Below are 21,349 nucleotides of genomic sequence, written 5' to 3'. Positions count from 1 at the left end.
CGCTAATCAATAAGTTTTACCCTTTTTCTGCATAGCCGACCAACCATAAAGGCTCAACGTAATCAGGTTTCGTCTCCGGGGGAACCCCCAAGACCGCACTGCCTCCCCAAGACCGCGCTGCATCGCTACCTAAATTCAATTCCCAGACTGACGCCCTAATTCATACACACCACAACTCATGCAAGCAATAATCCCAATACTGATTGCCCAACTGTGTCCCAGGCTAATTTCCACGGCGTAGTTACAAATTGCACCAATAACTAAAAAAGGCACAATGCTGACAATTGACGCATAAAAAGCATTTTGAGATTCTCTGACCTTGCGGGTTCGTTCAAATTCCTCAGCCGACATGTAAAATAATCCCTCAGCAAAGTTAAACCAGCGGTTCAATTGCTCCATAATCCATTGCCTCAAGGACGAGAGGCTTAAATATAGGGCTAGAGACCACAAAGATGCTCCTGCGATCGCGGTAGTATCCACCTCAAATCGGAAGGGTAAAAATTCAGTCAGCATTGGTTCACGGATAGGCTAGGCTGGGGCAAGTTAATCACTAAGTTAACGAACATTTAACTTATCTATTTGAGTGGATTGCTTTAGTTTTAACGGTTAACGCTAGACATGCGCACAGTAGACAAAAGCACAACGGTTAGTCAAAGGTAAACCCTTAACAAAAAATTCAATCCTTGTCAGCCATGCAAAGCGCGAGTGGGGGAAACCCCCGCGTGAAGGCGCTGCATCGCTAAATTGTGCAAGTTAAATGTGTATTAGCTTATTGAGGTATCTTAACAAAACTCAAGATTTTGTTAAATACCCTAAACAACCCAAAAATCCTGGTGATGGCAGATGATCTGGAGAGATATAAATGGAAAGACCCCTAACTAGCTAAAGCCAGACTAGAACTAATGCGCAGTGGTTATTTATCAAGGCTTCTAATTTTCGCTGGACTGAGTTTAACAACTTTAATCGGTTTAAGTACCCTTTCGAGTTTGCCCAGCCAGCCAGTAACTGCATCAGAACCTCCCTCAAGCTTGGTAGCCGGAGTAAGAAGTTTTGCCAAAGGGGGTTCCTTTCCAGTAGAAAACTTCCGGGGCTACACCTCTGGCTTCGGTTACCGACCCTCTCCTAGAGGTTCTGGATGGGAATTCCACCGAGGTTTAGACATAGCTGCCCCTGAAGGAAGCTATATCCGTAACTGGTGGAGTGGTAAAGTAATTAAAATTTCTGATGGTACTGCTTGCGGCACCTCAATAACTATCCAATCGGGCAAGTGGCAGCACATCTACTGTCACATGAAAGGATACGCAGTTAAAAATGGAGGTACTCGCTATTTAATTGACAACTCCGGTGGCATTCAGATCAAGGAAGGCCAACTGTTGCCTTCTGGAGCCAGAATCGGTCGAGTAGGAATGACTGGTCGTACCACCGGTCCTCATCTGCACTGGGGATTGAAGTATGGCAAGCAATACGTTGACCCAGCCCAGGTGCTGCGGGCAATGTATAAAACACGAGCTTGATTCGGACAAATATTAATGGTTAATGGCCATTAACCATTAACCATTAACCATTAACCATTAACCATTAAAGTGTTTCAAACATCCATGCCGCATGATCGTTTAAGTAGAAACTACGAAACTACCAATTGTTCCTTGTCCATCTGGGTGTGTTCTTCTACAATTTTGCGTAACTGGTCTCCTTCGAGAGTTTCTTGATCTATCAACATGTCTACTAATCGGTCAATGATTACCCGATTTTCCCGGACTAACTGACGAGCATGGCCATGGCAATGCTGCACAATTGTGCGAACTTGGGCATCAATGTGGGCAGCAATTTTCTCTGAGTACTCAGACCTATTAATCACATTACCCCCTAGAAAGACTTCTCCCCCTGGATCTTCTAAGGACAGTGGACCCAAATCACTCATTCCAAAGCGGGTTACCATCTGCCGTGCTCGCGAGGTAACTTGTCGCAAGTCCCCAACAGCACCAGTAGTCACTTCAGCCTCACCAAAAATTTCTTCTTCTGCCGCTCTACCCCCTAAAGCCGCAGTAATTTGGGCTTTGAGTTGAGCCCGAGTAATCAAACCTTGCTCTTCATCAGGAATATACCAGGTCAAACCACGGGCTTGCCCTCGGGGAATTAGAGTTACTTTCTGTACCGGGTCGTGATCCGGTAAGAGAGTGGAAATTACAGCATGTCCTACTTCATGGTAGGCAATTAATCGCTTATTCTTGCTGTCCACCAGAGGAGTGCCTTCCATGCCAGCTACCACCCGGTCAATAGCATCATTGATTTCGAGCATAGTAATGGCATCTTTGCGGCGGCGGGCAGTCAGGATTGCCGCTTCGTTGAGTAGGTTGGCTAAGTCAGCACCAGTAAACCCAGGGGTACGCTTAGCAACAGTTTCTAGACAAACCTCAGGGTCAATCTTTTTGTTGCGAGCGTGGACTTCCAGGATGTTATTCCTGCCTTTGTAGTCAGGGTAATCCACAATAACTTGTCTGTCAAAGCGTCCAGGACGTAATAGTGCAGCATCCAGGACATCTGGGCGATTAGTGGCAGCAATAATAATAATACCTGTGTTCCCTTCAAACCCATCCATTTCGGTGAGCAATTGGTTAAGGGTTTGCTCCCGCTCATCGTTTCCACCCCCAATCCCTGCTCCCCGTTGCCGTCCTACTGCATCAATTTCATCAATGAAGACCAAGCAAGGGGCATTTTCTTTGGCTTTTCTGAACAAGTCTCGGACACGGGAGGCACCAACGCCCACAAACATTTCCACGAATTCGGAACCAGAGATGCTAAAGAAGGGAACTCCTGCTTCACCAGCGATCGCTTTGGCTAAGAGAGTTTTACCAGTTCCTGGAGGACCGACTAGCAGCACACCTTTCGGGATGCGTGCTCCCACAGCAGTAAAGCGTTCTGGTTGTTTGAGGAATGTGACCACTTCTTGTAATTCCTCTTTAGCTTCTTGAATACCTGCTACATCATCAAACAGAACCCCGGTTTTGGCTTCCATCTGAAACCGTGCTCGGGATTTGCCAAAGTTTAAGGCTTGACCAGAATTACTCGCAGAGCGTCGCAGGATCATCATCAAGCCTGCTAGTAACAGCAGAAGCAAAAATAAGTTGGCAATTAGACCTAAAGCGGCTGAGTTATCCGGAGAGCGCCTAATTTCAGTGGGAACATTCCGTTGACGGAGTTCCTTGAGTAGCAAGGAGTTTTGATCAAACAAAGGAACTCGTTGAGGAGCTTCATTCTCCTTAGCCTCGTTTAGGCTAACTTTAGCAATCTTAGTAGCTTCATCGATTTCTATTTTAGTGACTTCCCCATTTTTAACTTTCTGTAATAGCTCACTATAGGTTAGAGATTTCTCTTCTTTAAGCTGTGCTTGGGCTGGGGTACCCAGTATCACCCCTTGCCAAAGGAGCAAACTGGCAGCAATACGCCAGAATTTGACTAACTTGCGCTTTTCCTGGGGTTGCTGTAATCTAACATCAGGATTTGCCAGCGGCTGTGGAGAGGTATTTACCTCTACATTACCCATCCATGCTCTCATCCAGAAACGTTTCTTCATGGCTGTTTGCTCTTTGGTCTTGCCTTGACTCAACTCCTGGGTAAACCTAGTTAGGCTTCAATAGAATTCACGCCCTTGAGTTGAAATTTCTTTCACTTTCTAGTCTAGCTCCCTAAAATCCGGCTTTAGCTGTAAGAAAGTTATATTAAGTCCGGTAGCAGCGTTAACCTGCTCTTGCCTAGATGGGGTTTCCAAACCTCACGCTGGTTTTTTTCTTAATCACCCCTCCTGTAGAGACCTTGTCTGGAACATCTCTACAAATGGTAACCATACAACTGGACAGGAGATCACTAGTTGACCTTGTAGGTTTGAGAGTCAACGATCAACCATCAACAATTAACAAAAATTTGATTAATTAAACCGAAGTCGATGTCTTTATTTCTTCTACCTGATCTGAGGGGGTGGGCGGAACCTGAGGAATTTCCATTGGTACATCTTCCTGTTGGAGCTCCTCTAGGGTAGTTACAAAATCTCTAATCCCTTGAAATTTTCCATAGACGGAAGCAAAGCGTACATAAGCCACTTCACTCTCCGAACGTAGGTAGCGCAAGACTAACTCACCAATTTCGTGACTGATTACTTCCCGACCAAATCGCTGTTGCAATTCTGCTTCAATCTCATCAACCAATGCTTCTAGGCGTTTTTGGAGAATGCCTGTTTTTTCACAAGCACGTATAATTCCTCGTAACAACTTGGAACGGTCAAATGATTCCCGCTTGCCATCCCGCTTGATCACAGTTATTGGCACAAATTCGATCCGCTCATATGTCGTGAAGCGATGTTTGCATCCCAAACACTCCCGGCGTCGCCTCACACTTTTTCCTGCCTCAGTAGAACGAGACTCAAGAACGCGGCTCTCGGTGTGGTGACAAGAGGGGCATCGCATAAGATAATTTTTTTTCTTGCTGAGTGGACTGATTGGCGGCAGATATTTGGAACGCCCTAAGAGTCGATACGGTCAAAATAACAATTAGATGGAAGATGAGCCGATATAAACCTCAAACCTGTTAACTTCCTTATATCCTATAAGGTCATGTACAGGCTATTGCGGCTCAGAGCATCCACAGAACTGTTGAATTTCGATTTGAGTAAATCGAGGTAGACTACTTACCAATCTTAGGCGGTTCCCGAAAAGCAATGGCAAAAAATAGGGTGCCTAGGGCTAAGGTCAAGATTAAGATATAAGCAACTGATTCCATAGCTATAATTGTTGGTTATCTTCTCACTTACCAGTCTACCTTGCTAGAACCACAGAAATAGCAAAAAGGCAAAAGAAAAATTTCTTTTCTTCTGCCTTTTGCTTTTAAGTCAAACTGTGATAAGAGATAGTTAACCTCTAGATAGGCTCTGTCCTACGGGTACTCTTATCACCAAGCTTCTGGAAGAAGCCCCACTCGACTTGCTCTTCCTCTAAGTCGGGATCGACACCAGCAAACACATCTCGGTAGAGGGTGCGTGAGCCATGCCAGATGTGCCCAAAGAAGAACAACAGAGCAAAGACAGCATGACCAAAGGTGAACCAACCCCTAGTACTAGTGCGGAATACACCATCAGAGTTTAGAGTTTCGCGGTCAAATTGGAAGCCCTCACCCAGCTGAGCAGTACGAGCGTATTGCTTCACATCGAATGGGTCAGTAAAGGTTTGACCATCAAGAACTCCACCGTAGAAGCTAGCAGTGACACCAGCTTGCTCGAAACTATACCTAGATTCAGCCCGTCGGAAAGGTATGTCCGCACGAACTACACCATTAGCATCGGTCAAAATGATAGGGAAAGTTTCAAAGAAGTTCGGCATCCGACGAACGGTGAGCTCCCGACCTTCACTGTCTGTGAACACCGCATGACCTAGCCAACCTTCAGCAATGCCATCCCCTTGATCCATAGGACCTGTGCGGAACAAACCACCTTTGGCAGGAGAGTTGCCGATATAGTCATAGAATGCCAGCTTATCTGGAATTGATGACCAAGCTTCTGACAAGCTAGCACCATCAGCCAATTCAGCTTGTACCCGTTGGTTAATTTCCTGTTGGAAATACCCCTGATCCCACTGATAGCGGGTTGGACCAAACAGCTCAATAGGGGTAGCAGCACTGCCGTACCACATGGTGCCTGCTACTACAAAGGCAGCAAAAAACACAGCCGCGATACTGCTGGAGAGTACCGTTTCGATATTCCCCATCCGTAGAGCTTTAAACAAGCGCTCTGGTGGTCGTACTGTTAAGTGGAATAAACCAGCAATAACCCCAACAACACCAGCAGCGATATGGTGAGCGACAATACCTCCAGGGTTATAGGGGTTAAAGCCTGCTGGTCCCCATTCTGGTGCAATGGCTTGAACACTGCCAGTGACACCATAGGCATCAGATACCCACATCCCAGGACCCCAAAGCCCAGTCAAGTGAAAGGCACCAAAGCCAAAGCAGAGTAAACCAGATAAGAACAGGTGAATACCAAAAATTTTTGGCAAATCGAGAGCTGGTTCGCCACTGCGTGGGTCTCTGAACACATCTAAATCCCAGTAAACCCAGTGCCATACGGCAGCCAGGAACAATAAACCAGAAAGGATAATATGAGTTGCAGCGACACCTTCAAAAGACCATAAGCCAGCATTGGTTACGGTTTCACCAGTGATACTCCAGCCGCCCCAGGAATCAGTAACCCCTAGACGAGCCATAAAGGGCATGACGAACATCCCCTGACGCCACATCGGGTTAAGAACCGGGTCACTTGGATCAAAAATTGCCAATTCGTACAGGGCCATTGAACCAGCCCAGCCTGCCACCAGGGCTGTATGCATCAAGTGCACAGCTAACAGACGTCCTGGATCATTCAGGACGACCGTGTGTACTCGGTACCAGGGTAGTCCCATTGACTACGCTCCTCCTAATATAGAGTTTTTACTTCGACGCTTCTTTTGATCAATATGTTAGAAATCGTCTTGAAATCTCCCCCGCTTCAAACACAGGGGATTCTAAGAGTCACGTTGTTCGAGGGGTTAAAAACCTCATCTGACAACGCTTACGGTATGATTTCTTTAATTTGACACTGTTTGGAGAGCTTGAAAGCTCTCCGACCGACCTTGGTTAGGTGTGAACCTAACTGTATCGCTACTTTGGTAGCCCCCCTAGATTTTGCCATTGGCAACTTAGGTAGGACAAAGTATGTATGAAACTAAAGTTTGTTTAAAGAAGTGTAACTATTGTTAGAGCCGATTGCAAGCGAACGGTCATGTTCTCAGCTTAGGGTCGGAAGCGCTTAACCAGCTATATTGGGCAAATTTACCGTTTATTTGCTTAAATTAAAGCAATATAGCTTATAAACCCTACAAATTGTCAAATTCAGTCCGGTAGCCTCTTTAGAGATTAGCAATAGTCCCACACAAATCAAAATGAAAAAGGCACAAGGATAGAACTTATGCCCAGTTGAGTTCAAACGATATTACCTACAGCACTTAAGAGCAGAGGGGGAAGAGGGGGCAGAGTCCGGAGTTGGGGAAAGCTGGGGCTCAAAGGGCTATTGATATGCAATTCGGTATTAGGCTCCAATGCTATGGGTAGGGTTTTTTGATTAACTGCTAACCCGAGCTATAGCTTTGATCACAAATCGCAATCAAAAGTATTATTTCCTCATATTCCCTATCATCACCTTCTTCTACCTCTTCTTCTTTGTCCCCTTGTGCCTTTTCCCTGTATCAGTTAACCTTTGCCCCCTACCATGATTTCAGTATGTGTCATCGCTAAGCGCTCGATAACTTGCTCAGCAGTGATCAAGCGTTTTAGGACAACTTGACCAATAGTTTTTGCTGACTCAGGTGAGGTGTTAGGCATGGGTTTGACTTCAAGCATAACCACAAGGTCTTCAACCTGATATAGCCACAATTTTTCTCCTTGCTCTAGGATAGAAAGGTTAATTTGCTTAATTTCTGGCAGGCGTCGCCAAGCGTTTTCGTTCCAAAGACCTCCAAACTCCCAAACGCGCCCGACTACCCAGCCTTCCGATAAAAAGAAATATTTCACGTTGCTCTTCGCTAATCCTGCTCTATATTCCTATTTTCCACTCAAATTGAATTTTTCAGCTTAAATTGACGATTTAATTCAACTTTTATCGAACAACGGCAATTGGTTAATTTCAGGACTTACGCATCAAGCTTGTCTGTTAAGACTGGGTGTCAGGTGTAGTGGAGATTTATACAAGTTGACAAAATGATCAGTATATGATTAACAGCAGTAAGCATTTTTAGTTGACCATAGTCTTTTGAGCTATAGCTGGTTACGGTATCAATTAATGGGTAAAATAATCGATAATTCAGATAAAAATAAGGATAATACAAGCCAATAAAATTATTATATAACCTCGCTTTATACAACCTATTGGATTGGTTATAGATAGACTATAATCTTCATCCGACAACCATTTAGTCCTGTCAATAGGACTAAATGGTTGCGCTGGGATTTTCATCCCTGGCGGACTATTGGTAGTAGTACAAAATGTGATTTAAAATGGGCTAATATCAAATTGTCATTGGTTAAATTATCATTGGTAAATTAACAAGCAAGTAATAAGTAATAAGTAAATAATTACTAATAACAACCTACTTTTGATTTAACTTTTGATTGATATAAATTAGATACTACTTCAGATAGATCCTGGGGTTCGTCGATCAAAAAATCGGGTTGATATTGAGCTAAAACTTCTTTATAATTAAATCCCCAACTCACAGCAACTACTTTAATAGTATTTTTATGAGCTGCCTCAATATCCCTAGTTTCATCTCCGACATAGATCACATCAGCAGGATTTAAATTATGTTTTTTGATGAATTTACGAATAACTTTCTCTTTTCCAAAGATGGGACTCCCTGAGTCAACAAAATCAAAAAGCTTGACCCAAGAATTATTTTCCAGGAAAAGGTTAACGTTATCTGCTGAGTTAGATGTCAATATCCCTAATTGGTAACCTTCAGATTTCAAATCCTTTAAAACGTCTATTATTCCAGGAATAGGAGTTAAACTTTGAATATCTTCGCGCAATCGTTTTTGCACCTTTTTCAACAAAAACGGGATTTTAAACCTCGAAATACCCGATTGCTTAATAATTTCCCTAGAGCTTAAATGTCTAATTTGCTCCAATTTTTCAGTTGATGTGGGCTGATATCCAAATTCTTCCGCTAAGCTATTACTAATCTTGACAATGGCAGTAAGGGTATCAGCCAGAGTCCCATCAAAATCAAAAAGAATTACTTTTACACTCATTGAGCAATTAACAATTAACAATTCGCAATTCGCAATTCGCAATTCGCCACCCAAGTAATCAATGACTAGTCAGACTAGTCAACCGATTTTTGAGATGCATCAATATTAGCTTGGGCATTGCGCCGTAGCATATTTGGCTTAATACGCCGCAGCGCCGAAGCTGGAAACCTTCGATTCCACTCCTGATCAGATATAGTAGCTAATTCCGTGAGTCGAGGAGCCACATTCTCAGGGTAGGGCTGAAACTCTACCACATCAGTTTCTTTAGCAAAACGTTGGTTCCAGGGGCAAACATCTTGACAGATGTCACAACCAGCAACCCAGCCTTCTAAATGGGGTTTAATCGATTCCGGCAAGTTTGCAGCCCGATTCTCAATGGTATGATAGGCGATGCAGCGGTTGGCATCAACGACAAACGGTTTGGTAATAGCACCCGTTGGACAGGCTTGAATACAGCGGGTACAGCTACCACAGTGTGAAGTGTGAGGGGTATCTGGGGTCAAGGCTAGGTTAGTCAACACTTCCCCTAAAAATACCCAACTCCCATACTCCCGCGTAATTACATTACCATTTTTAGCAATCCAACCAATACCTGAGCGCTGCGCCCAGACTTTATCTTGTACTGGCCCTGTATCAGCATAGTAACGCACCTGGATTTCTTTTGCTTGTGCTTGTAACCAAAAGATAAATTCCTTCAATTTTTTATGCATGACCTTGTGGTAATCTCTGCCCCAACCGTAACGGGATATTTTGCCATACTCAGGGCTTTCGGGACGCTGCTGAGGGGTGTAGTAGTTGAGAGCAACACAAATTACCGACTTCACTTCTGGCATACAGGCACGAATATCAAAGCGTCGAGGATTTGCCATCCAAGCCATGTCTGCTTGATACCCTAACCCTAGCCAAGCCTTCAAGTTTTGCTCTGCTGAGTCATGATGATCAACATCCACAGCTGCAATGCCGACCTTATGAAAGCCCACCGAGCGAGCTTTCTGTTTTACCTCAGTGCTAGTAACTGGTATATCCAAGCTGTATTTAGGAAATAACTCTACCTGTAGGGTGTGTTAATCACGCACGTTCACCCAAAACCTTTCATCCAAAACCTTTCATCCAAAACCTTTCATCCTTTCTCAAATCTCTACAATAACCACAGTAATGTTATCCCTACCGCCTTGGTCTTTAGCCGCTTCAACAAGCATAACCAGAGCCTGATCAATACTTGAACTCTCTTGGAGAGAGGAAGCAATCAATTCATCGGAAAGTTCTTCGGTAAGTCCATCGCTACAAAGCAAAAGGCGATCGCATAATTTAACCTCTATCGGATGGACATCAACTTTAGGTAAGTCCTTTCTGCCTAGACATTGAGACAGAACATGACGCCAGGGATGAATCCGAGCCTGTTTAGCTGTCAGTTCTCCCAACTTAACAGCTCTGGCTACCCAGGTGTGGTCTTCTGTAATCCTCTTTAACTTAGAATTCCGGAACCGATAGAGGCGAGAATCTCCTACATGAGAAAACCAACACTGGTTTTGACGGAATATCACCACTACAGCAGTGGTTCCCATATCTGACCGTTCTGGATGAGTTTGCTGATCGTTGAGGATAGCCTGATTGGCTTGATAGATCGCTTGTTCTAGTAACTCATCAGAAGGGGTTTGAGAGTTCCAATCTTTCTTCAAATAAGTCTTAATCGCCTCAGTGGCAATTTTACTTGCCTCTTGTCCACCGGCATGACCACCCATACCGTCAGCAACAATAAAGAAGCGACCGTCCGGGTCCATGTAGTAGTGATCTTGGTTAACTGTACGTAGTAAGCCCGTATCTGTAATACCGGCGAAGAAACTTTTCATCACATCGGTTGTTTACTGGCTTGATGCTTTCTGCTCGTCCGTGAGCTTCAGTTTGATTTTGATGGATAGAAACATGATTATTATCGACCTGATTCAGCAAAATTCAAGGAAATGTCCAAAGATGTCCGGATAAATGCCTAAATATCCAACGATTTAGCCTCCTAGTACTTGCTACTAAAGTGGATATATCGTGGGATAAGGAGTTATTACGACTTTACAACAACTACTACATCCGATCAAACCGGTCAAGCCGTCGGAGCAACCTAATTAAGGCAAATCCTAACACAGTTGCCACCAAAACGACTACTAAAGCTAGTAGGACATTACCATTTACAAATAAAATGGTAGCCGAAAGGGTGAAGGCACTGATTAATAAAGTATAGTTGGTTCCCAACTGAATACCACTCAGCCGTCGTAAAACCCGGTCTGATTCAATAGAGCGCACTCGAATGCGCAGGTCTCCTCTTTCTAATTTTTCAATAGTACTTTCAATGCGTTGGGGCAAACCTAATGCTGTACTACTCATCTGTGCGGCTTGGCGTCCCAGTTCATTAATAAAGCTATTGTTGTCGGGAGTGTTGCCGTTGGTCATAATCTCTAGTGCGAAGGGTTTTGCAACTTCCATAAAATTAAATTCGGGGTCTAAGCCTTTACCCACTCCTTCCAGTGTAGAAAAGGCTCGCATCACAAATGTGAACGTTGCTGGGAATCGAAAAGGCTGGCCATAGGCAATTTCGTAGAGGTCATCGCTGATGTTAGTGATCGATTGATCCTCAAAGGGCTTATCCATGAAATTATCCAGCATATACTGAACTGAGCGCCTTACCGGTCCCATATCACTCACTGGTGAGAGCGCACCCAATTCAATTAGGGAAGTCACCACTCGGTCGCCGTCTTTTTGGGCAATGCCAAACAGGGTTTCCATAAGTTGCTCGCGCACATTGGCCTTAATCTGCCCCATCATGCCAAAGTCATAAAATATCAGGGAACCCTGATGACTAACCGCAATATTTCCCGGATGGGGGTCAGCATGGAAGAAGCCATCATTTAGCAACTGCTGTAGGTAAGCTTCTGCTCCCAGACGAGCGATTAATTTGCGGTCTAGACCAGCTGCTTCTAGAGCTTCGTAACTACTAATCTTAATCCCTGGTAAAAACTCTAGGGTCAAAACTCGTGATGAGGTATAGCGCCAGTAGACACGGGGTACCTTCACCCAGTCATAGCTGCGGAAGTTGCGCCGAAATGTATCTGCATTTCGGCCTTCATTAAGATAATCAATTTCTTCCCAAAGAATACGACAGCACTCTTCATAAATGCCGCTCCAGTCCCGACCACGCCCCCAGTCTGGATGGTTTTGAAAGTAATAGGCGATCCCCTTGAGAATTTGTAAATCAATGGTAAACAGTTTTTTTAATCCTGGTCTTTGGATCTTAATCGCTACCTCTTCACCACTGTGAAGTTGAGCTTTGTGAACTTGCCCTAAGCTAGCCGCCGCCAGAGGGATTGGGTCAAAAGCACTGAACAGTTCCTTGATGGGCTTGCCTAAATCTTCCTGGATTATCTGCTCAACTTGCTCGTAACTAAAGGCAGGAACCCGGTCTTGTAGTTTGCTCAGTTCTTCTACATACTCACTGGGGAATATATCAGCACGGGTGGAGAATAACTGTCCAACTTTGATAAACGTTGGTCCTAGATCTAAGAATGTATCTCGAATCCAGATAGCTTGTGTTTTGCGTCTATATGCGTGCTTTTGCTCTGTATATCCTCCCCGATAACTCCAAGGTTTACCATCAAGCCACAACCCAGTCATGAGGGTCAAAACAAAACGCCAAATATCAATAAAACGCCTTTGACGGGAGTAATTTTCTTGATTCCACCGATAAGCTTTTTCGCTGTATGGCTTACCTATAGAACTTTGCCTAGACACATTGCGTTCCTGATTTAGTGTAAGGTTAATAGAGTTTTGAGAAAGAGCACACACTCGGATTTATCTGTAAGGTTTTTATCAGATTAATAGGAGGTTATTAAAAAAATATTATTAAAAAGTATCGAAACTAGCCCCTTTTGTATATACTCCAGGGTAGTAACGATAAATCTGATCAAGATTGCTTGCGATAGTTTTTTAATTCCGTACGCAAGCTGGCAATTTCTGCTCGCAGCTCATCAATCATGGCTTGCAAATCAGCTGGCTTTGATCCTGTTTTCCCTTTGTTACTAGCTGTGTTACTAGCTGTGTTACTTCTAGTAGAATCAGCTTCTGCTCCGGCATCGCGATTGGCATTTTCTATGACCTGCTCGGTAAACTGCCGCAGTCGCTCACGCTGCTCAGCGTCAAACTTGCCTAACTCACTCAGGGCATTGGTCAGAGCATCCTCGAGCTGCCGATTAATGGCTTGAGCTGCAGCCCTACCCAGAAAAAAGGCATGAATTACAGAGTTACTCATTGATAAGTTTCTTTAGCTTACGTTACAAATTATAACGTATTTGCCCAAGATTATGAGTGAATTCAAATCTAGTTACTTGCGTCGTATATCCTCAGTTTTTCACATCTACCATGTCCTTTCAATTTAAAAAATCATTATTATATCATTTGATGTATTTAAATCTCACAGGACTTAGGCACTAACTTTTTCTTCGTAGCCCTACTACTGATTAAGTGCGTTTGGTGGCGAGTTCGGGGTCAGTCCTGTGTAAGTATGAATATGAATAAACCACCTTGATGAGGTTGAAGGTGTTTCAGAGTTGGGGTTCTGACAAAGGCCAATTGCTGCGAGGAGGGAAGGATTGATCGGTGTGGAAGATGGTAGAACCAGGTTCTTTTTGAGAGTTAATTCGCAGTGCGAAACCAAATCCTAATCCGGCTGAGGCCGCAAGGGCACCGGTCATCAGTAGGGCTTTCACTGGGAATCCAGCTTTGGTAGTTTTGAGTTTTGAGGTTTGAGTTTTGAGTTTGGCGTGGACAGTTTTGAGAACAGCTAAGGTCTGAGTGCTCAGTTTTGAAGGATCAGTACTCAGTCTTGAAGGATTAGCACTCCGTTTTGAAGGATTAGTACTCCGTTTTGAAGAATTAGTGCTTATATTTGATGTTTGAATGCTCAGTCTTGAAGGATTAGTACTCAGCCTTGAAGGATTAGTACTCAGTTTTGGGGAAATTAATGACTTTTGCTGAGGACTCAGCACTTTCAACTGAGAACTGCTTTGAGGAACTTTTTCCTGAGTTGGCAGCAGCGATAACCAAGCTTCTACGGTTTGAGGACGTTGATTGGTGACCATGTGCAAGCCACGCCAGACTGCTTGTTTAACTACTGGAGTTAGGTTTTGTGGACATGGTGGTAAGTCCGGCAGGAAAAGAATATAGAAACCTTCCTGGGCATGCAATACTTCCCTGACTGGTGCAGGTAAGGGTGGGGTTCCAGTAAGCAAGCAGTAAAAGGTTGCGGTTAAGGAATAAACATCGGTTGCCTGGGAAAGTTGCCCTTTAGAAACGTACTGTTCGGGGGCACTATACCCAGCAGCAATTAAACTGGCGTGGGTTTGCCTGACTCCTAGGGTGAGTTGACTAGTAATACCAAACTCACATAGCACTAGCTTATCGGTATCTTGACGCAGAATAATATTTTCCGGTCTAACATCTAGATGCAGCAAACCCTTTTGATGTAATACGCTCAGGGCATCGCCAATTTGACGAATGTATGCAATAGCTTGGGCTTCTGGAACCAAGTTGGCTTGGATGAGTTCAGCTAACGTCTGCCCTGGAATATATTCCATGACTAGGTAAGGTCGTCCTGCAGCTTCAAAGGCTTCGATTACCCTGACTAAATGCTGATGCTGACAGCCGCTCAAGAGCCTACCAAGGGCAATAAATTGCCGCTTGAACTGCTCACCATGGGGATGGTGGCAGAGATTGTCGCTGAGGGTTTTGACCACAACAGTTTGACCAGACTCAGCGTTGATGGCTAGGTAGGTGATGCTAAAGACACCTTTACCTAGCTGGCTATGAATAACATATTTGCCGTTGTGCAAGACTGTGCCTGCCTTTAAGTCCATGAAAGTTCAGTTCAACTCCCACCTATGCTAACCTTAAGTGGTGCAGAATGGTTGACACTACCTAGGTTTCGTTCCTCCCTTTCTAACAATCAAGTATCAAGGAAAAACGAGGATAACTATTACCGAAATTGTTCAGCTTAATTATTCTGTAGCAGGAGTTGTTCATCAGGATCAAACATTACCAAGGGTTGCCAATTAGGGTAAAAGCGCTCCAATAGTAGGGATGTCGTAACTCCACATCTGGCAACTTGGCTAAGGCTGGTGGTAAAGGAAAACTGCCTTGATCTGTTACCAACTGCCCTCCCTCCAGACGGACTGTACCCCTGAGCAAATTTAACTGAGCTTTCCGTATAGCCTCGGCTTTCACTGGGACTTGCTGTAGTTTTTCGTAAAACGTTGTCATGAGCCCCAGGGTACCCTCATCGCTGACATACCAGAGACTTCCCAATGCGGACTTGACCCCCGCTAGAACTGCTAGACCGGCAAATCCTAATTCGGCTTGCTCGTCTCCTAAGGCAGTACGACAGGCACTTAAGACCAACAACTCTACCTTAGGCTTATTTAAGCCTAGTTTATGGAGCTGGTTAAGTTGCAGTTTGGTATCCCACAACTGGATGTAGGAATTACTGGGTTTACCAGCTAGGAATTCACTATGGGTAGCCAAATGAAGGATACCAAAGGGTTGTGAGGCACGAGCTTTTCTCAAATTTGCTACGGTGAACTCTTCGTTGAGGAAGGCCTTTCCTGACCACAGTTTTTCTGTAACCATGGATAATTCTACAGGAACGGCTGGTAAGGGGTTTCTGTTCTTAAACTGGGATGCTCCCATGGCCAAGACTTTAAATTTCCTAATGTCTACATAGTTCATGTTGGTTAATGATAGAGTTGGCATTAAACCAAGGCTATATCGTTCTACAAGAAACCCAGTGCCATCATGGAGTGCTGCCATGGGTAAGGAGCGCAAACCAACGTCCATGATAAAGGCAAGATTATTTATTTGTTGGGCTTTTAGCTCCTGCTCTACCGGAGCAATCAACCAACGATACAACTGCTGAGCCAAGGGTAGGTAGACATTTGCACTTTCGAAATTGGCGATACTCTTCTGAAATTCCCGAGCAACAGAAAGAACTTGCGATCGCGTTGCTCCCTGCACCTGTTTTCGAATTACTGTTCCCGAAGCCGTAACGACTAGTAATTCGAGCTGTGTATTGAGATTTTCTTCCCAGTGCAACCCTGTCTTTTGCCGAGTTTTCGTTGTCTTTCGTTCCAGTTTTGTTGACGTTAATCCCTTGGAATTAACTGGATTGATATTAGTAGTTTCCGATTTAAATTCCGGTTTAAAGAACAGGTAAATTAGGGCAGGTTTGAGTCCAGTAAGATTTTCAATCTGGCCCAGGTGAGCTTGGGCTTCTGACCGGGTGACAATGGAAGTGTTGCTAATGCCTAGATGTTTTTCAAACGCATAGGTGAAGCCTTCCTCAAGTTGTTTAACCTCAGCTTCAGCTTCTAGTGTAGAGTTAGAGGATTTACTGGTAACTGTCTGTGGGACTGATTGTGCCGGTGATTGACTACTATTAGTACTATTAGTATTAGTAATCTCTGCTATAGTCTGTGGTGCTGGTTGATTGTAATAAATGTTGATTAAATTCGATTTAGGTTTAAAATTAATAAATTCAAAGTTGTTAAGATTATAATTATGTTCTAATTTAGTATTTTTAGGGTTTATTTGAGTGTATTCTGTTTTGGAAGCAATTGCCTGAGGCTTTGGTTGAGTAATAATTGGTAAGAATTCAATGGAATGCTGATATAGTTGAGGGCGACTGGGGAATATATTAGCCCGATTTGAATAGGGATTGGTAGCAATTCCTTGACCTTCGCTAGTCGAATTTGATATCAGAGCTTCAGCCATTTCTTGACCTTCGCTAGTCGAATTTGATATCAGAGCTTCAGCCATTTCTTGACCTTCGCTAGTCGAATTTGATATCAGAGCTTCAGCCATTCCTTGACCTTCGCTAGTCAAAGAATTACCCAACAAATTGGTAGTCATTCCTTGACCTTCGCTAGTCAAAGAATTACCCAACAAATTGGTAGCCATTCCTTGACCTTCGCTAGTCGAAAAATTACCCAACAAATTGGTAGCCATTCCTTGACCTTCGCTAGTCGAAGAATTACCCAACAAATTGGTAGCCATTTCTTGACCTGGGCTAGTCAAATTTGAAGATTGCTCCCCAGTATTAATTTCTATATCACCTAAATCTGAGCTCGTCGAAGTCAAAAAGCTTTCTAGGGTAAAAGTAGAATCACCTGTAGAAATAGCTCCCTCTGTACCATTAGTAAGGCTATTTCCCACTTCAAAGGGTGTTTCCCCATTTCCCCCATGACGGATGGTGATTTTTCCTCCACCATCTCCCCCAACTGTAGCAATGCTGACTGCTGTTTCTGTGCCCTCGATTAAGGTGTCAAAGGTTCCAGTGGCTCTAAAAAAACCTTCTGTGGTAATTTCCACATTGCCGCCTTTCCCATTACTACCACCTTGGGCATTGATCCAGCTAACCTGAATATTACCTCCATCGAGGGTAACATCCCCTCCCTTGTCAACTGTTGTTGATGAGTTAAGCTCTTCCGTGATCAGAGCCTCAGAGGCTGTGATTGTAATGGCTCCCCCATCTGTCTTGATATCACCTAAAGTGACATTAACCCCATCAATGGTGATATCTCCATCAAAGTTCAGAGAGACGTTAGGGGCGGTAATATCATTACTAGCATTCAGAACAATGTTGCCCAAAACTTGTTCTAGGGCATTCGCGCTAAGGCCAGGTGTCCCCCCATCCCCGGACAAAATTTCCATCACATCAAAACCAAGGGGATTATCCCCTAGCTGCTGACTATCACCTTCTGTCCCAGGTACTATAGTAATGTTGCTGTCGTCAAATCTAATCGTGCCGTTTTGACCAACAGGGGCGGTTACATCAACTTTGCCATCAAAGATTAAAGTCTGTTGACTAGATATCTCAACTGTCCCACCATCTGCGGACAATGAAGTTTGCTCTTGAGCACCACGGGCAGTAATCTCCCCATAAAATGCTGTGGTTTCCTCTGACCAGACAGTAACTCGACCTCCGTCTCTATCTGCCGCTTCTCCATCAGCGTTAATCAAGGAATCACCGCTGACAAAGGTGCGATTGGCATTTAAATTTACATTGTCTGGATTGTCTTGGGGGTGCTTCCCAATCCACACCTGGCCACCATTACCGCCGGAAGAGTCAATGGTGGCATTAATTACACCAATGCGATCGCCTAATACTGTTACACTGCGTCGCCTAAGTTCTGGGTTGGAAACATCTAGGGTACCCGAGACAATGCTTGTTCCTGTTTCAGTGGGAACTGTGGTGCCAGAATCCGTCAGCTGCACGTTTCCATTGGAATTGGCGCTGAGTCCCGTCTCAACGCCTTGGGCTGATCCTGTGAGTAGCGCTGGTATATCTAGTGCGGTAAATAATGGTTGCCCATCTAGTGTACGAGGGGGGTCAATCTCTAGATTCAACAAATTTCCAGATTGAGAAATCTTAACCAGACTTTCCCCTGGTACAGCAGCGATAGTAATATTGCCTCCTGGTGCGTTCAGTTGCCCAGTGTTAATCACACTACCCCCGATCAAGGCGATCCTTTGATTGTCTGGGACTTCCAGCTCACCAGCGTTAATGATACTTCCAGGTTGGGCTAAATCAAAGGCAAAGCTAGTGGGGTCACCAATTAAGTTCTGGTAATTATTATTGTCGCCAAAAGCATCAAACCAATTGCCTTCGCCAAAGCCAATCCCAGTAGCTGTAGTTGCTGTAAAGGAAGCAGGCACATTCAGTCGAGCATCAGCCCCAAAAATAATCCCTGCTGGGTTCATTAAGTATAAGTTAGGGCTCCCACTGCCTCTGATTTGAATTAGACCATTAATAATTGAGGGTACATCCCCTACGACTCGCCCCAAAATATTCCTAACCTGGGGATTATTAGAGATAAAATTGGCAATCTGGCCGGAATCGAGTCCAAATTCCTCAAAACTGTGAAACAGATTCGGTTGATCGTCACTAGAGAGGCTACCACCAGTGATATCGAAGGTTTGACCATCACGAGTTACAATTGTCCCTGCACTGTCTTCTGCTGAGGTGATTTGTGCGATTGCTGGTAGCCCAGTTGGGGAGAGCAACATGGCTACCCCCCAGGGCATGACTTGACCTAGAGATAAGCGGTTGAGGAATGAAGGAGAGATTTTTCGGTTAGAGCTTTGAGGGGGAAAATTTTTGCCCTCTAGGGGACTGCACCGTCCTTGGTACTTAGAAGAATTGCTGCCCTTGGGTTTTACTACCGGTTTCCCCATAATCTTCATAGCAACCCTTAACCTTCTCTGTCTAGTAGTCATGGAGTGTAGTGGTCATGCACCTAGTTGGAAACAGCTGTAGCACCAATCCACTAAGGGAAGGTGGTGCTAATTTCACGCTTATTTAAAACTAAAATAGCCATGGTACAATAGCCATGCTAAAATAGCCATGCTTAGTGATCACTGATCACAGTACCAGAATAGGTGTAACTTATGGAATGTTCTGTCTAGCTGGCAACAACTAAATGGTTGTCTTGTGGTACCTGCTGAGGTGCTTGTGCAGGTAATCCTAAAATATCTTGGTACATATTGATATATTGCTTGGCTGACTTCTGCCAACTAAAGTCTTGGCTCATAGCTCGTTGTTGCAAACTCCGCCATTCTTTCTTGTAGCGGAAACCTTCCCAAGCCCGAACCATACAAGTATATAAATCTAAGGGTTCGTAGCGGTCAAAGCAGTAACCCGTGCCAGTTTGATTGATCGGATCATGGTGGGAAACGGTATCCACCAAACCCCCAGTCAGTCGTACAATGGGAATACAGCCGTAACGCATAGCCAGCATTTGGCTAATCCCGCAGGGTTCAAAACGGGAAGGCATCAAAAATAGATCACTACCAGCATAGATGCGTCGAGCTAGAGGATCGTTATATAGGATTTGAGCAGACATTCGTCCTGGATAGCGGGATGCCATTTCCCACAGTTGGGTTTCATAGTAGCGCTCTCCCGTACCTAGGACTAAAAATTGACAATCGGTGTAAGCTAGGAAACCCTGTAAAACTTGCACCAGCAGGTCAATCCCTTTCTGTTCCACTAAACGGGAAACCATACTGATCACACAGGTATCGGGGTTGATGGCTAAGCCGACTTCTTTCTGGAGGGCTACTTTGTTTTTGCTACGGATATCGAGACTATCAGCGGTGAACTTGTGAGGAATGTAGTTATCGGTTTCGGGATTGTAACTTTCTGTATCAATCCCATTGACAATTCCAACAGTTTTACCACTGATAAATGACAGCAAACCTTCTAAGGATTCACCGTATTCAGCAGTTTGGATTTGTTGAGCATAGGTGGGCGAAACAGTATTTACCTGGTTAGCATACTGTACAGCTGCCGCCATAGTATTATGACCTTGCATATACCAGGGACACCAAGTAATTTCTTCTAAGCGCCAGCGCTCGGGGCCTTGATAAGCCAGGTTGTGAATTGTGAAAACGGTGTTGATATCTGATGATTGGTGCATCCAAACGGGAATCATGCCCGTGTGCCAATCATGGCAGTGAATAACATCAGGCTTCCAGTAGTTCCAAGCAAACTCAGCTGCACCATTGGCAAATAGGGTGAATCGCCAGTCTTCATCATCTCCAGAGTAGATTTGGCGACCAGCAAAGGCAGCATGACCAAATAGGTATAAGGGGACATTAGTCTTTGGTAGTAGGGTTTCAAACACATTAAAGTGTTGAAACATAGCATCCCCCGACCACACTGGTTCCTCTGGAATCGCGATTTTATCGGGCAAAAAGCCGTAGTAAGGCATGAAAATTCGCACATCCTGTCCCAATTGTCTCAAGGTTTTGGGTAATGATCCCACTACATCCCCCATACCGCCAATTTTCGCGATGGGAGCTGCTTCCGCCGCAACGAATAGAATCTTCATCTGTTAGTTGTAAATTATTGGTTTTTAGCGCCTATGAAATAGCTGCGAGCTTGAAGGATGAAGTGGATTAGATCAAGCCTTAAACATGGGGCAGAGCTTTTCAGGAATTGACCTTTAACTCCTGTCAGACTTGATCGAATAACCTTCAGCTTTCCAGCTATCCTAGCTTACTCTAGCCTTATGAAAAATTCTACGGGAAAAGAAAAAGGCTATGGCTAAAAAAACCTTTTACTTAGCCTTTTCCTATACTGAAAGCGGCTTTGCGAAAATTATAAAATCTATAGCGCTTATAACCAGACTTGAATTGACTGTTGAGCTATATTCCTATTCCCGCTCGATTTGAGCTAAAATTTCATCCAAAATCTTTTGAGCTCCCTGTTCTTTGAGCTTTTGGGCAAGTTCGATTCCCAGATTTTCTGCCTGACTCGAATCCCCTTGAATGGTATCTTTGACAAGTTTTTGCCCATCGACACTAGCGACTATAGCTGTTAGGGTTAGGGTATTGCCTTCCAACTGAGTGTCTACACCGATCGGAACTTGACAGCCACCTTCGAGTTCCCTTAATAATGACCGTTCTGCGTAACAGCGTTGAGAAGTGA

The 21,349-nt window shown here is 44.3% G+C and carries 15 protein-coding genes and 1 pseudogene; 1 reads left to right on the top strand and 15 read right to left on the bottom strand.

Annotation, left to right across the window (positions count from 1 at the left end):
- Positions 1 to 135 precede the first annotated feature (135 nt).
- Positions 136 to 513 carry a hypothetical protein gene (locus F6K52_RS13610; protein ID WP_293078336.1) on the bottom strand — a complete coding sequence of 126 codons (378 nt, stop codon included), beginning with the start codon at positions 511 to 513 and terminating at the stop codon, positions 136 to 138.
- Positions 514 to 902: 389 nt separating this feature from the next.
- Between F6K52_RS13610 and F6K52_RS13605 the strand changes: the two genes are divergently transcribed.
- Positions 903 to 1,514 carry a M23 family metallopeptidase gene (locus F6K52_RS13605; protein ID WP_293078334.1) on the top strand — a complete coding sequence of 204 codons (612 nt, stop codon included), beginning with the start codon at positions 903 to 905 and terminating at the stop codon, positions 1,512 to 1,514.
- 110 nt (positions 1,515 to 1,624) lie between these two features.
- Here the strand turns inward: F6K52_RS13605 and ftsH are convergent, their stop codons facing one another.
- From ftsH to F6K52_RS13535, 14 genes and pseudogenes are all read right to left on the bottom strand, one after another.
- Positions 1,625 to 3,574 (bottom strand): ATP-dependent zinc metalloprotease FtsH, encoded by a 1,950-nt coding sequence (gene ftsH, locus F6K52_RS13600; RefSeq protein ID WP_293078332.1) that lies wholly within the window; start codon positions 3,572 to 3,574, stop codon positions 1,625 to 1,627.
- A gap of 355 nt (positions 3,575 to 3,929) precedes the next feature.
- On the bottom strand, positions 3,930 to 4,460 hold the full coding sequence (gene nrdR / locus F6K52_RS13595) for a transcriptional regulator NrdR (protein WP_293078330.1): 531 nt from the start codon (positions 4,458 to 4,460) through the stop codon (positions 3,930 to 3,932).
- A 217-nt stretch (positions 4,461 to 4,677) separates the two neighbouring features.
- Complete coding sequence (locus F6K52_RS13590; protein ID WP_008180851.1) at positions 4,678 to 4,773, bottom strand: photosystem II reaction center protein T; 96 nt, start codon at positions 4,771 to 4,773, stop codon at positions 4,678 to 4,680.
- Between the two features lie 137 nt (positions 4,774 to 4,910).
- Entirely contained in the window at positions 4,911 to 6,443 is a 1,533-nt protein-coding gene (psbB, locus tag F6K52_RS13585; RefSeq protein WP_293078328.1) for a photosystem II chlorophyll-binding protein CP47, read from the bottom strand.
- Between the two features lie 826 nt (positions 6,444 to 7,269).
- The gene (locus F6K52_RS13580; protein ID WP_293078326.1) at positions 7,270 to 7,590 is read right to left on the bottom strand and encodes a hypothetical protein; all 321 of its coding nucleotides are present in this window, start codon (positions 7,588 to 7,590) and stop codon (positions 7,270 to 7,272) included.
- Between the two features lie 564 nt (positions 7,591 to 8,154).
- Positions 8,155 to 8,826 carry an HAD-IA family hydrolase gene (locus tag F6K52_RS13575; protein ID WP_293078324.1) on the bottom strand — a complete coding sequence of 224 codons (672 nt, stop codon included), beginning with the start codon at positions 8,824 to 8,826 and terminating at the stop codon, positions 8,155 to 8,157.
- A gap of 74 nt (positions 8,827 to 8,900) precedes the next feature.
- A complete protein-coding gene (gene queG, locus F6K52_RS13570) occupies positions 8,901 to 9,854 on the bottom strand; it encodes a tRNA epoxyqueuosine(34) reductase QueG (protein ID WP_293078321.1) in 954 nt (317 codons plus the stop codon).
- A 102-nt stretch (positions 9,855 to 9,956) separates the two neighbouring features.
- On the bottom strand, positions 9,957 to 10,676 hold the full coding sequence (locus F6K52_RS13565) for a Stp1/IreP family PP2C-type Ser/Thr phosphatase (protein ID WP_293078319.1): 720 nt from the start codon (positions 10,674 to 10,676) through the stop codon (positions 9,957 to 9,959).
- Positions 10,677 to 10,902: 226 nt separating this feature from the next.
- Positions 10,903 to 12,603, bottom strand: coding sequence for an AarF/ABC1/UbiB kinase family protein (locus F6K52_RS13560; protein ID WP_293078317.1), 1,701 nt, complete (start codon positions 12,601 to 12,603; stop codon positions 10,903 to 10,905).
- A 172-nt stretch (positions 12,604 to 12,775) separates the two neighbouring features.
- Positions 12,776 to 13,120 carry a DUF6825 family protein gene (locus F6K52_RS13555; RefSeq protein WP_293078315.1) on the bottom strand — a complete coding sequence of 115 codons (345 nt, stop codon included), beginning with the start codon at positions 13,118 to 13,120 and terminating at the stop codon, positions 12,776 to 12,778.
- 292 nt (positions 13,121 to 13,412) lie between these two features.
- A complete protein-coding gene (locus tag F6K52_RS13550; protein ID WP_293078313.1) occupies positions 13,413 to 14,723 on the bottom strand; it encodes a serine/threonine-protein kinase in 1,311 nt (436 codons plus the stop codon).
- 178 nt (positions 14,724 to 14,901) lie between these two features.
- Positions 14,902 to 19,137: a CHAT domain-containing protein gene (locus tag F6K52_RS13545; protein ID WP_293078311.1), complete on the bottom strand. Its 4,236-nt coding sequence runs from the start codon at positions 19,135 to 19,137 to the stop codon at positions 14,902 to 14,904.
- A 185-nt stretch (positions 19,138 to 19,322) separates the two neighbouring features.
- The gene (gene glgA / locus F6K52_RS13540) at positions 19,323 to 20,750 is read right to left on the bottom strand and encodes a glycogen synthase GlgA (protein ID WP_293078309.1); all 1,428 of its coding nucleotides are present in this window, start codon (positions 20,748 to 20,750) and stop codon (positions 19,323 to 19,325) included.
- A 324-nt stretch (positions 20,751 to 21,074) separates the two neighbouring features.
- Positions 21,075 to 21,349: pseudogene (locus F6K52_RS13535) on the bottom strand (hydroxymethylbilane synthase); the annotation flags it as partial.

This window comes from Moorena sp. SIO3H5 (assembly GCF_010692395.1).
GTDB lineage: Bacteria > Cyanobacteriota > Cyanobacteriia > Cyanobacteriales > Coleofasciculaceae > Moorena.
The sequence above is the reverse complement of the archived record's forward strand: the minus strand, read 5'-3'. Positions and strand labels throughout refer to the sequence as shown.